Below are 13,467 nucleotides of genomic sequence, written 5' to 3'. Positions count from 1 at the left end.
CATCCCGCTTCCCCCCCTCTGGTTCATGGATGCCCCCCCCCCGCGGCGCCCCCGCCGGGCGGGGCCTGGCCCGTCGGGGGGTGCGCGACGTCGGGCAGGGTGCGCCGGACGCGGGCGCGCTGGGTGAGGGCCACGCAGACCAGCACCGCCACGGCCGCCAGCGCGGTCGTCGCGTCGACGCGCTCTCCGAGGAGGACGGCCGACCAGAACAGGGTGAGCATGGGCTGGGTCAGCTGGATCTGGCTGGCGCGCGCGATCCCGGCCCGTGCCAGGCCCTCGTACCAGGCGAAGAAGCCGAGGTAGGCGGAGAAGACGGACACGTAGCCGAAGCCGATGACGGCGTGGGCCGTCCAGGCGGGGCGGGTCGTGGCGAGCAGCACCGCGGCGACCGGGACGGTGACCGGGGCCGCCAGGACGAGCGCCCAGGAGATGACGCGCCAGCCCGGCATGTCGCGGGCCAGGCGCGCGCCCTCGGCGTAGCCGGCGGCGCAGGTGAGGAGGGCGGTGAACAGCAGCAGGTCGGCGGGCGTGACGCGGCCAGCCCCGCGGACCAGGGCGAAGCCGGTGACGCAGGCCGCGCCGGCCGCGCTCGCGAACCAGAAGGCGCGGGAGGGGCGCTCCCCCGCGCGCAGGACCCCGAGCACGGCGGTGGCGGCGGGCAGCAGCCCGACGACGACGGCCGAGTGGGCGGAGGAGGCGCCGTGGTCGAGCGCGAGCGTGGAGAACAGCGGGAAGCCGAAGATCACTCCGGCCGCGACGACCGCGAAGCTCGCCCACTGGTCGCGGCGGGGCGGACGCGCCCGGACCGATAGCAGTGCGAGGGCGGCGAGGACGCTCGCGGCGGCGGAGCGGCCGATGCCGATCACGTAGGGGTCGAGCCCTTCGAGGCCGAGGACCGTGGTCGGAATCGTGAGGGAGAAGGTCAGGACGCCGACTGCCGCGAGCCCGAGGCCCGCCTTGGAGATGCCGGCCGCTATCGGCCGGGGCACAGTAGCGCTATCTTGGGTCTTCATGAAAGACGATAGCAGTGTGGCGGCGCTGGCCGATCGGCTGCGCGCGGAGGTCCGCCGGATGAGCCCCGGCGAGCGCCTCCCGTCGAGCCGCGCGCTGGTCGAGCGGCACCGGGTCAGCCCGGTCACGGTGTCGCGGGCGCTCGGGCTGCTGGCCGCCGAGGGGCTGGTGGTGACGCGCCCGGGCAGCGGGGCGTTCGCCGCGCCGCGGGCCGAGAGCGCCGCGGAGCCGGCCGACTTCGGCTGGCAGGCGGTGACGCTCGGCGAACGGTCCGTGGACCCGGCCGGGGTGTCGTGGCTGCTCACCCCGCCGCCGGACGGCGTGGTCGCGCTCAGCGGCGGCTACCTGCACCCGACGCTCCAGCCGGTGCGGGCGCTCGCGACGGCGGCCGCGCGGGCGGCCCGGCGCCCGGACGCCTGGGAGATGCCGCGGCTCGGCGGATCGCCGGAGCTGCGCGCCTGGTTCGCCCGCACGGTCGGCGGCGCCGTCTCCCCCGCCGACGTGCTGATCACGAGCGGGGGCCAGCAGTCGCTGACGACCGTGCTGCGCGCGCTGCTCCCTCCGGGCGCCCCGGTGCTGGTCGAGTCGCCGACGTATCTGGGCGTGCTGGCGGTGGCGCGGGCGAGCGGGCTGCATCCGGTGCCCGTCCCGGTGGACGCGGACGGCGTCCGTCCCGACCTGCTGGCCGAGGCGTTCGCGATCAGCGGGGCGCGCGTCTTCTACACCCAGCCCGCCTTCCACAACCCGACCGGCGCGGTGCTGGCCGCCGAGCGCCGCCGGCGGGTGCTGGACGCGGCGCGAGCGGCGGGCGCGTTCGTGGTGGAGGACGACTTCGCGCGGCACCTCGGCATCGAGGCTCCCCCTCCGCCGCTGATCGCGCAGGACGCCGACGGCCGGGTCGTGCACGTCGCGTCCCTCACCAAGGCGACCGCTCCCAGCCTGCGGGTGGCCGCGGTGGCCGCCCGGGGGCCGGTCGCGGAGCGGATCCGCGCGACGCAGCTCGTCGAGGAGTTCTTCCCCGCCAGGCCCCTGCAGGAGACGCTGCTGGAACTGGTCAGCTCGCCGGGATGGTCGCGCCACCTGCGGGCCGTCCGGGCCGCCCTGCGCTCGCGCCGGGACGCGCTCCTCACCGCGCTCGCCCGCGACCTGCCGGAGCTGCGGGTGAGCCGCCCGGCGGGCGGGCTGCACCTGTGGGCCCGGCTGCCGGACGGCGTCGACGACACCGCGCTCGCCGAGGCCGCGCTGCGCGCCGGCGTCCTGGTCAACGCGGGGCGGCCGTTCTTCCCCGCCGAGGCGCCCGCCCCCCACCTGCGGCTCAGCTACGGAACGGCGGCGTCCGAGGCGGAGCTGGCCGAGGGCGTGCGCCGCCTCACCTCGGTTCTGCGGTCATAGGCCGTCCTGCGGTCATGAGGCGGTGCAGAAGCAGAACTCGTTGCCCTCGGGGTCGCGCCAGACCTGGAACGGGCGCCGCGGGTTCCCCATGGGGCCGGCGGCCGGGGTGCCGCCGAGGCTCGCCGCCCGCTCGCCGGCCGGGCGGATGTCCGCGACGTCCAGATCCAGGTGCAGCCGGTTCTTGACCTTCTTGCCCTCGGGGACGCGCTGGAACGACAGCACCGGCCCGCCCGTCCCGAGGGGCTCCAGGTCGAGCCAGTCGTCGCTCCGCGTCGTCGTCTTCATCCCGAGGAGGCCGCCCCAGAAGGCCGCCATGGCGCCGAGGTCGGTGCAGTCGATGACGAGGTTGCCCACCTTGGGGTTCATCGCACGACTCCCGCCGCGCGAACGGATCGCGCCGCGGCGCGGGCGCAGTACGGAGCGGGAGGCGTGCGCCGCGGCAGGTGCAGCCCGGCGACCCGGTCGCGGACCCAGGCCCGCTTCCGGGCGGCCCGCTCCTGCGCCCGCTCGCGGGCGAGGAGCCTCGACTCGGCGATGTCGGCGTGCAGGCGGGCGTACTCGCGTTCGGCCCAGGCATGGCGCTGCGCGAGCACCGCGAAGTACGGCAGCTCGTTCATGGTCGTCCTCCCGTTCGTTGACACCATCTAAAACGTAATGCCGGTGTCGTGGTTCACGCAACCGGTGAACGCTTTATGGCGGTGTCGGCGCTTGGTAGAGTTCCCATGGACGAGGAGGCACGATGGGCGGCACCGAGACGGGCGGGAACCCCGCGCCGCCGCCTGCGGACCCGGCGCTGCTGCTGGCGGACTTCGTCAACACGCTCGACGTCGAATCCGCCACCGACGAGATCACGACGCCCGCCGGACTCGCCGGATGGCTCGCCGGGCGCGGGCTCGTCCCCGAGGGCGCCGGAGCCGCCGACGCCGACGTCCGCATCGCCGTCGCGCTGCGCGAGGGTCTCCGCGAGGCCATGGAGGCCCACCACGGCTCGAACGAGGCCGACATTCCCGACGATCTGGAGGACGTGCTGGCCGCCCTGCCGCTGCGCGTCACCCTGGCCGGGCCGCGTCCCGCCCTCGTCCCGCTCGACCCGTCCGGCGCCGCCGCCGGCGTGGCCCGGATCGCCGCCGCGGTCATGGACTCGGTCGCCGCCGGCACCTGGCCGCGCCTGAAGACCTGCCAGGTCGACACCTGCCGCTGGGCGTTCCTGGACACCTCCAAGAACCGTTCGCGCTCCTGGTGCTCGATGAAGGTCTGCGGCAACCGCGCCAAGACCCGCGCCTACCGGGCACGGCGGCGCGCTCCCGCGTAGCCGCCGCTCGCTAGGGTGGGCCGGTATCCCGGCGAGAGGACGTGAACACGGCATGGCGGATGTGGGGGTGCGGCCCGCGCGGCGCGCGGACGCGGCCGCCGTCGCCGGCATCCAGGTGCGGGCGTGGCGGCACGGGTACCGCGACCTGCTGCCGGCGGACGTCCTGAGCCAGGTGACCAGCGACGCCGCGGTGGAGCAGTGGCGCGACAAGTGGACGGAGGCGGCGACGGCGCCGCCGAGTCCGCGGCACCGGCTGCTGGTCGCGGTGGCGTCCGACCTCGTCGTCGGCTTCGCGGCGCACGCCCCGGCCGAGGACGCCGACCTCGACCCGGCCGGCGCCGCCGAGCTGATCACCCTGCTGGTCGACCCCCTGCACACGCGGGCCGGGCACGGCAGCCGGCTGCTCGCCGCCACCGCGGACCTGCTCCGCGAGGACGGCTTCACCACCCTGGTCTCCTGGGTGTTCGAAGGCGACGAGGTGACGCGGACGTTCCTCGGCTCGGCCGGATGGGCGCCCGACGGGACGGCCCGGACGCTCGACATGGGCGAGCCCGTCCGGCAGATCCGGCTGCACACCGACATCAGCGACACCGGCATCAGCGACACCGGCATCAGCGCCCCGCCCGGCGGAACGGGCTCCTAGCCAGGGGTCGGTGAGGCGCACGGGCGATCCGGCCATATCTTGGAGGTCGTGCCCGAGTCCGCTTCCCTGACGCCGCCCCGTGCCTCCGCACCGGCGCCCTCCGGCCGGCATCGCCGGCTCGGCCTGGTCGTGATGAGCCTCGGCGTCTCGCTGGTCGTGGTCGACGCCACGATCGTGGGCGTCCTGATGCCCCGGATCGTCTCCGACCTGGGACTGTCGACCTCGGGCGCGGAATGGGCGACCTCGGTGTACTCGCTGGTGTTCGCCGCGCTGCTCATCCCGTTCGGGCGGGCGGGCGACCTGGTCGGGCGGCGCCGGATGTTCGTGCTCGGGGTGGCGGTGTTCGCGGCGGCGAGCGTCGCCGCCGCGCTGGCCCCCGTCGGCGCGGCCCTGATCGGCGCGCGGGCGCTGCAGGGCGTCGGCGCCTCGATGCTCATGCCGGCGACGCTGTCCACGGTGAACGCGGTGTTCACCGGGCGGGACCGGGCCGTCGCCTTCGGCGTCTGGGGCGCCATGATCAGCGGCATGGCGGCGCTCGGGCCCCTCGCGGGCGGCGCCCTGGCGACCGGCGGCGGCTGGCGGTGGGCGTTCGGGGTCAACCTGCCGCTCGGCGCCGTCCTGATCGCCGGGGCGCTGCGGTTCATGCCCGAGACGCGCTCGCCCGCGCCGGGCGGCGTGCGGCGCGAGATCGACTGGGCGGGCGGCGCGCTGGCCGCCCTCGGCCTCGGCGCGCTGGTCTGGGGGATCATCGAGGGGCAGACGTACGGCTGGTGGACCGCGACCCGCCCGTTCACGGCCGGCCCGCTCCGCTGGCCGGAGACCGCCCTCTCCCCCGTCCCCGTGGTCCTGGCGTTCGGCGCGGTGCTGGTCGCGTCGCTGGTCGTGGTCGAGCGGTCCCGGGCGGCGGCGGGACGGCCGGTGATGCTCGACCTGGCGCTGTTCCGCATCCCCAACTTCCGGCGCGGCAACCTGACCTCTGCGCTGATCAACGTCGGCGAGCTCGGGCTGCTGTTCGTCCTGCCGCTGTTCCTGCTGGGCGTGCACGGCACGAACCCGCTGCAGATCAGTCTGGCGATCCTGCCGCTGGCCGTCGGCGCGTTCGTGTCCGGCGGGGCCGCGGGCAGGCTCGCCGACCGGCGCGGCCCCCACCGGGTCGTGCAGATCGGGATGGTCCTGGAGGTCGCCGCCGTCCTCGGGCTGGCCCTCACGGTCTCCGCGACGACCGGCGGGCTCGGGCTCGCGCCGTGGATGCTGCTGTACGGGCTGGGCCTCGGGCTGACGTCGGCGCAGCTGGCGAACGTCTCGCTCGCGGACGTCCCGCCGGCGCAGTCGGGCCAGGCGTCCGGAACCCAGTCGACGGCCCGGCAGGTCGGCGCTGCGCTCGGCATCGCCGCGATCGGGACGGTGTTCGCGACGAGCCTCGGGCACACGATGACCGACCGGCTGGCGGGCTCGTCGCTGAGCCCGGAGCGGCGGGCGGCCCTCGCCCACGACCTGCGCCACAGCGCCGGGACCTCCGGACGTGATCTTCACGACACGCCCGGGCTGGCCGCCGAGGCGCACGCCGCGGACGCCAGCCTCGCCGTCGCGACCAGGAACGCGGCCCTGACCACCGCGGCGATCCTCGCCCTCGGGCTCGGGCCCGCGCTGCGGCTGCGCCCGAGCACTGATCTTCATCGGGAAGAATCGAAGCGCTAGACCCCCTGTCGTCCCACGAGAACAAGCGGTGACTGTGGCCACGCTCTCCCAATGGGTCGCCGGATCCCGGCCCCGCACCCTGCCCGCGTCCCTCGTTCCGGTCGTCGTCGGCACCGGCGTCGCCGTGGGCGAGGGCGACCCCGTCTGGTGGCGCGGTGTCCTCGCCGCCGTCGTCGCCCTCGTGCTGCAGATCGGGGTGAACTACTCCAACGACTACAGCGACGGCATCCGCGGCACCGACGAGGACCGCGTCGGGCCGCTGCGGCTCGTCGGCTCGAAGGCCGCCCCGCCCCGCCAGGTGCTGGCCGCCGCGCTCGGCTGCTTCCTCGTCGCCGCCGTCGCCGGGCTCGTCCTGGCCGCCGTGACGACGTGGTGGCTGCTGCTCGTCGGCGCGCTCGCGATCCTCGCCGCCTGGTTCTACACGGGCGGCAAGACGCCGTACGGGTACCGCGCGCTGGGCGAGGTCTCGGTCTTCGTCTTCTTCGGCCTCGTCGCCGTCGTCGGGACGACCTACGTCCAGATCGAGGAACTGCCGTGGGAGGCGTGGGCGGCGGCGGTCCCGATCGGGCTGCTGGCGTGCGGGATGCTCGTCGCCAACAACCTGCGCGACATCCCCACCGACCGGGAGTCGGGCAAGCGGACCCTCGCCGTCGTGCTGGGCGACCGCTGGACCCGGATCCTGTACGCGGCGTGCACCGCGCTGCCGTTCATGTTCGCCCTGGCCCTGGCGGCGCCGCACCCGTGGGCGCTGCTCGCGCTGCTCGCGGCGCCGCTGTCGCTGCCGCCGACGCAGAAGGTGCTGAACGGCGCCGCCGGCCCCGCGCTGATCCCGGTGCTCGGCGAGACCGGCCGGCTGCAGATCGCCTACGGAGTGCTGCTGGCGGTCGGCCTGGCGCTCTGACCCGCGGCCAGGGCGCCCTGGTTCTCGGCCAGCAGGAACGCGCCGGTCAGGCCGGTCACGAGCCCGGCGAGTACCCCGGCGAGGGCGACCAGGCCCGTGGCGGACGCGGAGTCCGTGGCCAGGAAGCCCGGCCGGCCGAGCACCACCAGCAGCCCGTAGAGGGAGGCCGCGAACATGGTGCCGGAGCCGGCCCAGGCGGCGGCGAGCGGCACCACGAACCGGCCGGGACGGCCCGCGCGCCGGACGATCAGCAGCAGCGCGGCCGCGGCGGCGACCGCGAGCAGGCCCTCCGCACCGTCGGCCAGCTGCTGGGCCAGGTTCCGGTCGGCGGCCTCGCGCCCGTGGAGGCCCGCCGTCCCTCCGAACGCCCAGAAGAGCTGCACGGCCGCGAAGACCGCCGCCGGGACGACCGCCACGCGGGCCAGAAGCACCTGCAGCGAGTGCGTCGGCCCCGTGGGGACGCTCCTGGTGCGGATCTCGAACGTCCGCGGCCACCGGTCGCGCGCGTACAGGACGAACGCCGTCAGCAAGCCGATGCCCTGCACGGTGAAGCCCGCGTAGACGACGCCGTACACCCAGCCCTGGAGCGCGTTCTCATCGCCCATGAGCGGCTCGGACGAGAAGAACGTCTGCAGGAGCGTCCCGAGCGGGACGGCGAGGACGATCGGCGCGAGCAGGCCCACCGCGATCCAGATCGGCGCCAGCACCAGCCACGCCGGGATCCGGCGGCCCCAGCGGAAGGTGAACGCCGCCGCCACCAGCACGGCGGCCGCGTCCATGCCGAGGGTGATCGCGTTGCCCACGTAGAGCGCGGAGTCCTCGGCGGCGGCCGGGTCGTTCCACCCGGCCGTGCTGCCCGACAGCCACGCGATCTTGATGGTGAGGTAGGGGACGCATGCGGCGGTCGTCGCCGCGCAGACGGCCAGGCGGGCGCGCCCGGGGCCGCAGTGCGCGGCGCGCGTCGTCACGGCGGGCCGGTGAACTGAAACGGTCATGGACCGACGATCCACCGGGCCGCCCGCCCCGTGCCTCCCGCCGCGGAGGGAGAACGGGCGCGCCGCTCCCCCGCGGGGGTGAGACGACCGGCTGTGTTTCAGAGTCCCGGCCCACTTCGCTCGCCTGGCGGCTCGCTCCGTGACCGGGCCTGGGCGAACGCGGCATCGCTTCGCGATCTGCCCGGTTCCGCTCGCCTCCGGCTTCACGGCACCGGGCAGGTCACGCGTTCGCGCGCGTGGCCGAGGCCGCTTCGAGACGGGCCCTAGGCCCAGTCGATCTCGGCGCGGCCGGCGTCGACGAGGGCCTTGTTGACGGCGCTGAACGGGCGCGTCCCGAAGAACTTCTTGGCGCTGAGCGGGCTCGGGTGCGCCGACTCGATCACCGTGTGCTGGGGACCGGTGATCAGGCGCGCCTTCTTGCGGGCGTAGGCGCCCCAGAGGACGAACACGACGCGCTCGGTCTTGTCGTTCAGCGCGCGGATCGCGGCGTCGGTGAAGTCCTCCCAGCCCTTGCCCGCGTGCGAGCCCGCCTCCCCGGCCCGGACGGTCAGCACCGCGTTCAGCAGCAGGACCCCCTGGTCGGCCCAGCGGGTCAGGTCGCCGGACACCGGCGCGGGGACGTCGAGGTCGGCCGCCAGCTCCTTGTAGATGTTGCGCAGGGACGGGGGAAGCCGCACGCCCTCGCGCACGCTGAAGCTCAGCCCGTGCGCCTGGCCGGGGCCGTGGTAGGGGTCCTGCCCGAGGATCAGGACGCGGGCGCCGTCGAACGGGCAGTGCCGGAACGCGTTGAACAGGTCCTCGCGCGGCGGGTAGACGGTCTGCCCGGCGTACTCGCCCGCGACGAACGCGCCCAGCGCGGCGGTGCCGATCGGGTCGAGCAGCGGATCGAGCCGCTCGCGCCAGTCGCCGGGCAGCAGTTCCATCAGGTCGAGGGACATCGTCGGGCCTCCGAGAAACGTGATCTCCAGTTGCCCGGAACACTAGTGCGGGCCTCTGACACGCCAGGGCCGAATCCAGGGACTCCGAACCCCCCGACCCTAGGATGAGACAAATGCCCGATTCCCCCCATCGGCGGCGCCTTCGCGCGTCCGCGCTGCTCGCGGCGCTCGTCCTGCCCGCCCTCGGCGCGGGCTGCGGCGGCCCCTCCGGACCGCTGACCCTCACCGTCCTCGCGACCAACTCGATGACGGAGGTGCTCGGCGAGGTCGGCGCGGCCTACCAGCAGCAGAACCCGGACGTCAGGCTGCGGTTCGCGTTCGGCGGGACGCCGGAGATCGCCGACCGCCTCGCCGAGCACGAGCCCGCCGACGTCCTGGTGACGGCCGACGGGCCGAGCATGGACGCGGCCCGCGAGTACCTGGCCGGGCGCCGCCGCGTCATCGCCCGCGACGGGCTCACGATCGCGGTCGGGCCCGGCAACCCCCACCGGATCCGAGACCTGCGAGATCTGGCTCGCCCGGGCCTGCGGGTGGTCGTCGGCGCCGGGACGGTCCCCGTCGGCCGCTACACCCGGCAGGTTCTCGCCAAGGCGGGCGTGACCGTCCAGTGGAGCAGCGAGGAGATCAGCGCCCGGGCCGTCCTGGACCGGGTCCGCGCCGGCGAGGCCGACGCGGGCGTCGTCTTCGTCACCGACCTGAACTCGGCCGGGATCGCGGCGAGCAGCGTGCCCATCCCGGCGGCCCAGAACGTCACCGCGTCCTTCCCCGCCGCGGTCGTCCGCGACGGCGGCCACGAGGACGCCGCGAACGCGTTCGTGGCGTGGCTGGTCACCCCCGACGCGCAGCGGCTGTTCACCAAGTACGGCTTCGTCACACCGGCCCCTCCGCAGTGACCCGCGGGGAACGGATGCGAGCCGACTTCCGTTTACCTCCCCGGAGCCCTCCAGGGCTCGGGAACACCTGATCGCCCCGGCCCCCGGGGCGCGTTGTACGGGGAGATGCGACACGTGCCGGACCAGCGACCCGCGCCACAGCCCAACGGGACACCGCGACCGAACGGGACGCCGCCGAACGCCGGCGCGCAGCGCTCCGGCACGGCCGAGCCCGGCAGACGCCAGTCGGTGCCGCCCCGCAGCGACCCCGACCAGCCCTGGCGCGCCGAAGGCGTCCCCGACCGGCGGGAAGGGCGGGCACGCGGCCTGCGCGGGGGCGGATGGAAGCCGAACCGCAACAACGCGGTCTTCTGGGCGCTGCTGCTGGCCGTCTTCGGGCTGAGCTACGTCTCCATGCACCTCACCGGCCAGAAGGAGCGGGTGACGGTCCCCTACACGGCGTTCACGCAGCAGGTCGCCGCCGGGAACGTGAAGGACGTCTACACCAAGGGCTACCAGATCCAGGGCCAGCTGAAGAGCAAGCGGCCCGTCCCGGGGCACGCGGAGAAGACCTACTCCTCGTTCCAGACGCTGCGCCCCGCGTTCGCCGACGACAAGATCTACACGGAGATGGTGGCCAAGGGGGTCGAGGTCGAGGCCAAGCCGGTCAACGAGGACCGCGGCCTGCTCGCCAACCTGCTGCTGTCGCTGCTGCCGACCCTGCTGTTCGTCGGCCTGTGGATCGGCGTGATGGTGTGGCTGCAGCGCCGCATGACCGGCGGCGGGGGCGGCCTCATGGGCGGCTTCAACCGCTCCCCCAAGCCCGTGGCCGCGGACGCCAAGCGCGCCACGTTCGCCGACGTCGCCGGCATCGACGAGGTCGAGGCGGAGCTCAGCGAGATCGTCGACTTCCTCAAGGACCCCGGCAAGTACCGCCGGATGGGCGCCCGCGTCCCCCGCGGCGTGCTGCTGACCGGCGCGCCCGGCACCGGCAAGACCCTGCTCGCCCGCGCCGTCGCCGGCGAGGCCGACGTCCCGTTCTACTCCGCGGCCGCGTCGGAGTTCATCGAGATGGTCGTCGGCGTCGGCGCCGCCCGCGTCCGCGAGCTGTTCACCGAGGCCCGCAAGACCGCCCCCTCGATCATCTTCATCGACGAGATCGACACCATCGGACGGGCGCGCGGCGGCGGCGCCAGCATGGGCGGCCACGACGAGCGCGAGCAGACCCTCAACCAGATCCTCACCGAGATGGACGGCTTCTCCGGTTCCGAGGGCGTCGTCGTGATCGCCGCGACGAACCGTCCCGACATCCTGGACCCGGCCCTGATGCGCCCCGGCCGGTTCGACCGGCAGGTCGCGGTGTCCCCGCCCGACCTGGAGGGCCGCGTCGCGATCCTCGGCGTGCACACCCGCGAGGTCCCGCTCGCCGCCGACGCCGACATCCTCTCGATCGCCAGGATGACCCCCGGGATGACCGGCGCCGAGCTGGCCAACCTGGTGAACGAGGCCGCCCTGCTCGCCGTCAAGCGCGAGAAGGACGCCGTGGACATGGACGACTTCCAGAGCGCACTGGAGAAGGTGCAGCTCGGCACCCGGCGCTCCCTGGTCATGCCGTTCGAGGAGCGCCGCCGCACGTCCTACCACGAGTCCGGGCACGGCCTGCTCGGCATGCTGCAGCCGGGCGCCGACCCCGTCCGCAAGATCACGATCGTTCCGCACGGCCGCGCGCTCGGCGTCACCGTCTCCACGCCCGACGACGACCGCTACGCCTACGACGAGCGCTACCTGCGCGGCCGCATCATCGGCGCGCTCGGCGGCATGGCCGCCGAGGAGCTGGTCTTCGGCGTGATCACCACCGGCTCGGAGAGCGACCTGGAGCAGGTCACCAAGATCGCCCGCGGGATGGTGGGCCGCTGGGGCATGTCCCAGAAGATCGGCCCCCTGTCGATCCTCCCCGCGGACGGGTCGGACCCGATGGGCCAGTACGCCGCCCAGGGAACCCTGGACGCCGTCGACCTGGAGGCCCGCCGGATCGTCGACGAGTGCTACGCCGAGGCCCTGGAGACCCTCCGCACCCACCGCGACAAGCTGGACTCCCTGGCCGCCGCCCTCCTGGAGAACGAGACCCTCGACGAATCCGCCGCCTACGCCGCCGCCGGCGTAGACCGCACCATCCGCGAGGCCGACCTCACCAAATCCCACCGCTGAGGTCGGAGCACAGCGAAGTCCTGGCTCTGAGAAGGCCCTAGGCGGGTCGAGGGAGGCCGATGGGGTTGGGGAACGGCATTTCGTTCGCCAGGGCCTTGGAGGCTGGCAGGAGCCACTCGTACAGGGTGCTGGGATCGCTTACGACGGTGTAGGGGGCTGCTGCCAGTTCGTCGGTGCGCTGCTCTATTCGTGCCTTCAGGGCGCGTCCGGCTTCTGTCGCCTCTGTCTCGGCCACGAGGCCGCGTTGGGCGAGTACTTCGGCTGCCTCCGCCCACTCCTCAGGCGACCAGCCGCGGCTTTCGTGGAAACGCTCCGGAGGCACCACACCGATGGCGGAGACCAGGACGTTCGCTTCCAGGCCGCTCAGGCCCTCGGCGGTGAGCAGGGCGACGTGACCGTCCCCGCGGTGCTCGCGCAAGGACGTGGTCGCCTGCCAGAGCGCCTCCACCGGGTCCTCTGGGACGGGCAGGTCACGGTTGGCGGCGAACAAGGGACGGCCGGAGCCGTCCGCCGCCATCACGACTTCTCGCAGGAGCGGCGCAGCCTTCACCGCCACGTCCTCGATGCCGGGGAAGACCCTGCGAAGGGCACGCGCCGCGGCGTCGCTCCGGGCGCGGAGGATGCTCTCGGGGGACGCGAAATCCCACGCGTCGGGGACGGCCCGCCGTACGCGGGCCGGGTGGAAGCCGAAGAAGGTCGCCTCGATCGTCCCCGCGGAGACCCGGCCGAGCGGTGCTCCCCGGCTCCCGAAGTAGCCCATCCAGAAGCCCTTGAGGCCGACGTCCTTGTTGGCCGTCCGGCATTCCTCGGCGAAGTACGTCACCGCGTGCAGCGGCTCTATGGCCTTCCACATGTCCCGCGCGAAAGTCGCATCCACCTGGCGAACGCTAGGCGCGCTCCGGTCTCCGCACAAGCCCGGTCACATCCGGGCCGCGGCGTCCGTCAGTGTGATGACCTAGTGGAACAGAGGGGGGACGTGATGGACGAGCGCGAGTTCCTGGCCGAACGGTTCGAGGGCCACCGCACGCATCTGAAGGCGGTCGCCTACCGGATGCTGGGCTCGCTCGCGGAAGCCGACGACGCCGTCCAGGAGGCCTGGCTGAAGCTCAGCCGGTCCGACTCGGACGCCATCGAGAACCTGGGCGGCTGGCTGACGACCGTCGTGGGACGGGTGTGCCTGGACATGCTCCGCTCACGCACGTCCCGCCGCGAGGACCCGCTGGAGGAACGCCTGCCCGACCCGGTCGTCAGCGCCGCCAGCGCCCCCGACCCCGAGTACGAGGCGCTGGTGGCCGACTCGGTCGGTCTCGCGCTCCTGGTGGTCCTGCAGTCCCTCACCCCTGCCGAGCGGCTGGCGTTCGTCCTGCACGACACGTTCGCAGTGCCGTTCGAGGACATCGCGCCCATCGTGGGACGGTCCCCCGCCGCCGCCCGCCAGCTGGCCAGCCGCGCCCGCCGCCGGGTCGCGTTCGGGATCGGGGGCCGTGCCGCGCACCC

At 74.4% G+C, this 13,467-nt stretch carries 14 protein-coding genes; 8 read left to right on the top strand and 6 right to left on the bottom strand.

Features of this window, described 5'->3' with window-relative positions:
• Positions 1 to 23: 23 nt before the first annotated feature.
• On the bottom strand, positions 24 to 1,013 hold the full coding sequence (locus AB0K37_RS34320) for a DMT family transporter (protein ID WP_363988128.1): 990 nt from the start codon (positions 1,011 to 1,013) through the stop codon (positions 24 to 26).
• On the opposite strand from AB0K37_RS34320, the gene AB0K37_RS34315 reads away from it, so the two are divergent.
• Complete coding sequence (locus AB0K37_RS34315) at positions 1,012 to 2,403, top strand: PLP-dependent aminotransferase family protein (protein ID WP_363988125.1); 1,392 nt, start codon at positions 1,012 to 1,014, stop codon at positions 2,401 to 2,403. The two genes, AB0K37_RS34320 and AB0K37_RS34315, sit on opposite strands and share 2 nt — an antisense overlap.
• A 12-nt stretch (positions 2,404 to 2,415) precedes the next feature.
• Here AB0K37_RS34315 and AB0K37_RS34310 read toward each other — a convergent pair whose 3' ends face one another.
• The gene (locus AB0K37_RS34310; RefSeq protein WP_363988123.1) at positions 2,416 to 2,769 is read right to left on the bottom strand and encodes a VOC family protein; all 354 of its coding nucleotides are present in this window, start codon (positions 2,767 to 2,769) and stop codon (positions 2,416 to 2,418) included.
• Positions 2,766 to 3,020, bottom strand: coding sequence for a hypothetical protein (locus AB0K37_RS34305; RefSeq protein ID WP_363988120.1), 255 nt, complete (start codon positions 3,018 to 3,020; stop codon positions 2,766 to 2,768). Before AB0K37_RS34305 ends, AB0K37_RS34310 begins: the two co-directional genes overlap by 4 nt.
• A gap of 122 nt (positions 3,021 to 3,142) precedes the next feature.
• Between AB0K37_RS34305 and AB0K37_RS34300 the strand changes: the two genes are divergently transcribed.
• Genes AB0K37_RS34300 through AB0K37_RS34285 form a run of 4 tightly spaced genes read left to right on the top strand, consistent with a single transcriptional unit; the run spans position 3,143 to position 6,957 of the window.
• Positions 3,143 to 3,715 (top strand): CGNR zinc finger domain-containing protein, encoded by a 573-nt coding sequence (locus AB0K37_RS34300; RefSeq protein ID WP_363988118.1) that lies wholly within the window; start codon positions 3,143 to 3,145, stop codon positions 3,713 to 3,715.
• Between the two features lie 52 nt (positions 3,716 to 3,767).
• Positions 3,768 to 4,358 (top strand): GNAT family N-acetyltransferase, encoded by a 591-nt coding sequence (locus AB0K37_RS34295; protein ID WP_363988116.1) that lies wholly within the window; start codon positions 3,768 to 3,770, stop codon positions 4,356 to 4,358.
• A gap of 48 nt (positions 4,359 to 4,406) precedes the next feature.
• On the top strand, positions 4,407 to 6,056 hold the full coding sequence (locus AB0K37_RS34290; protein WP_363988113.1) for an MFS transporter: 1,650 nt from the start codon (positions 4,407 to 4,409) through the stop codon (positions 6,054 to 6,056).
• A gap of 34 nt (positions 6,057 to 6,090) precedes the next feature.
• Positions 6,091 to 6,957: a 1,4-dihydroxy-2-naphthoate polyprenyltransferase gene (locus AB0K37_RS34285; protein ID WP_363988131.1), complete on the top strand. Its 867-nt coding sequence runs from the start codon at positions 6,091 to 6,093 to the stop codon at positions 6,955 to 6,957.
• Here AB0K37_RS34285 and AB0K37_RS34280 read toward each other — a convergent pair.
• Complete coding sequence (locus AB0K37_RS34280) at positions 6,921 to 7,952, bottom strand: hypothetical protein (protein ID WP_363988110.1); 1,032 nt, start codon at positions 7,950 to 7,952, stop codon at positions 6,921 to 6,923. The two genes, AB0K37_RS34285 and AB0K37_RS34280, sit on opposite strands and share 37 nt — an antisense overlap.
• A gap of 263 nt (positions 7,953 to 8,215) precedes the next feature.
• Positions 8,216 to 8,890: a uracil-DNA glycosylase gene (locus AB0K37_RS34275; RefSeq protein WP_363988107.1), complete on the bottom strand. Its 675-nt coding sequence runs from the start codon at positions 8,888 to 8,890 to the stop codon at positions 8,216 to 8,218.
• A 113-nt stretch (positions 8,891 to 9,003) separates the two neighbouring features.
• On the opposite strand from AB0K37_RS34275, the gene modA reads away from it, so the two are divergent.
• Positions 9,004 to 9,783 (top strand): molybdate ABC transporter substrate-binding protein, encoded by a 780-nt coding sequence (modA, locus tag AB0K37_RS34270; RefSeq protein ID WP_363988104.1) that lies wholly within the window; start codon positions 9,004 to 9,006, stop codon positions 9,781 to 9,783.
• Between the two features lie 114 nt (positions 9,784 to 9,897).
• On the top strand, positions 9,898 to 11,970 hold the full coding sequence (gene ftsH, locus AB0K37_RS34265) for an ATP-dependent zinc metalloprotease FtsH (protein ID WP_363988101.1): 2,073 nt from the start codon (positions 9,898 to 9,900) through the stop codon (positions 11,968 to 11,970).
• A 37-nt stretch (positions 11,971 to 12,007) separates the two neighbouring features.
• Here the strand turns inward: ftsH and AB0K37_RS34260 are convergent, their stop codons facing one another.
• Positions 12,008 to 12,847, bottom strand: coding sequence for a hypothetical protein (locus AB0K37_RS34260; RefSeq protein WP_363988098.1), 840 nt, complete (start codon positions 12,845 to 12,847; stop codon positions 12,008 to 12,010).
• A gap of 102 nt (positions 12,848 to 12,949) precedes the next feature.
• Here AB0K37_RS34260 and AB0K37_RS34255 point away from each other — a divergent pair.
• Positions 12,950 to 13,467 (top strand): sigma-70 family RNA polymerase sigma factor (locus AB0K37_RS34255; protein ID WP_363988095.1); only part of this gene is annotated, 518 nt, incomplete at its 3' end.

It is taken from the genome of Actinomadura sp. NPDC049753, assembly GCF_040674655.1.
GTDB classification, from domain to species: domain Bacteria; phylum Actinomycetota; class Actinomycetes; order Streptosporangiales; family Streptosporangiaceae; genus Spirillospora; species Spirillospora verrucosospora.
The sequence above is the reverse complement of the archived record's forward strand: the minus strand, read 5'-3'. Positions and strand labels throughout refer to the sequence as shown.

Excerpts from the sequence above, each read along its gene's own strand:
- AB0K37_RS34315 (WP_363988125.1), top strand. The coding sequence starts at position 1,012 with ATGAAAGACGATAGCAGTGTGGCGGCGCTGGCCGATCGGCTGCGCGCG.
- AB0K37_RS34320 (WP_363988128.1), bottom strand. The coding sequence starts at position 1,013 with ATGAAGACCCAAGATAGCGCTACTGTGCCCCGGCCGATAGCGGCCGGC.
- AB0K37_RS34310 (WP_363988123.1), bottom strand. The coding sequence starts at position 2,769 with ATGAACCCCAAGGTGGGCAACCTCGTCATCGACTGCACCGACCTCGGC.
- AB0K37_RS34305 (WP_363988120.1), bottom strand. The coding sequence starts at position 3,020 with ATGAACGAGCTGCCGTACTTCGCGGTGCTCGCGCAGCGCCATGCCTGG.
- AB0K37_RS34300 (WP_363988118.1), top strand. The coding sequence starts at position 3,143 with ATGGGCGGCACCGAGACGGGCGGGAACCCCGCGCCGCCGCCTGCGGAC.
- AB0K37_RS34295 (WP_363988116.1), top strand. The coding sequence starts at position 3,768 with ATGGCGGATGTGGGGGTGCGGCCCGCGCGGCGCGCGGACGCGGCCGCC.
- AB0K37_RS34280 (WP_363988110.1), bottom strand. The coding sequence starts at position 7,952 with ATGACCGTTTCAGTTCACCGGCCCGCCGTGACGACGCGCGCCGCGCAC.
- AB0K37_RS34275 (WP_363988107.1), bottom strand. The coding sequence starts at position 8,890 with ATGTCCCTCGACCTGATGGAACTGCTGCCCGGCGACTGGCGCGAGCGG.
- modA (WP_363988104.1), top strand. The coding sequence starts at position 9,004 with ATGCCCGATTCCCCCCATCGGCGGCGCCTTCGCGCGTCCGCGCTGCTC.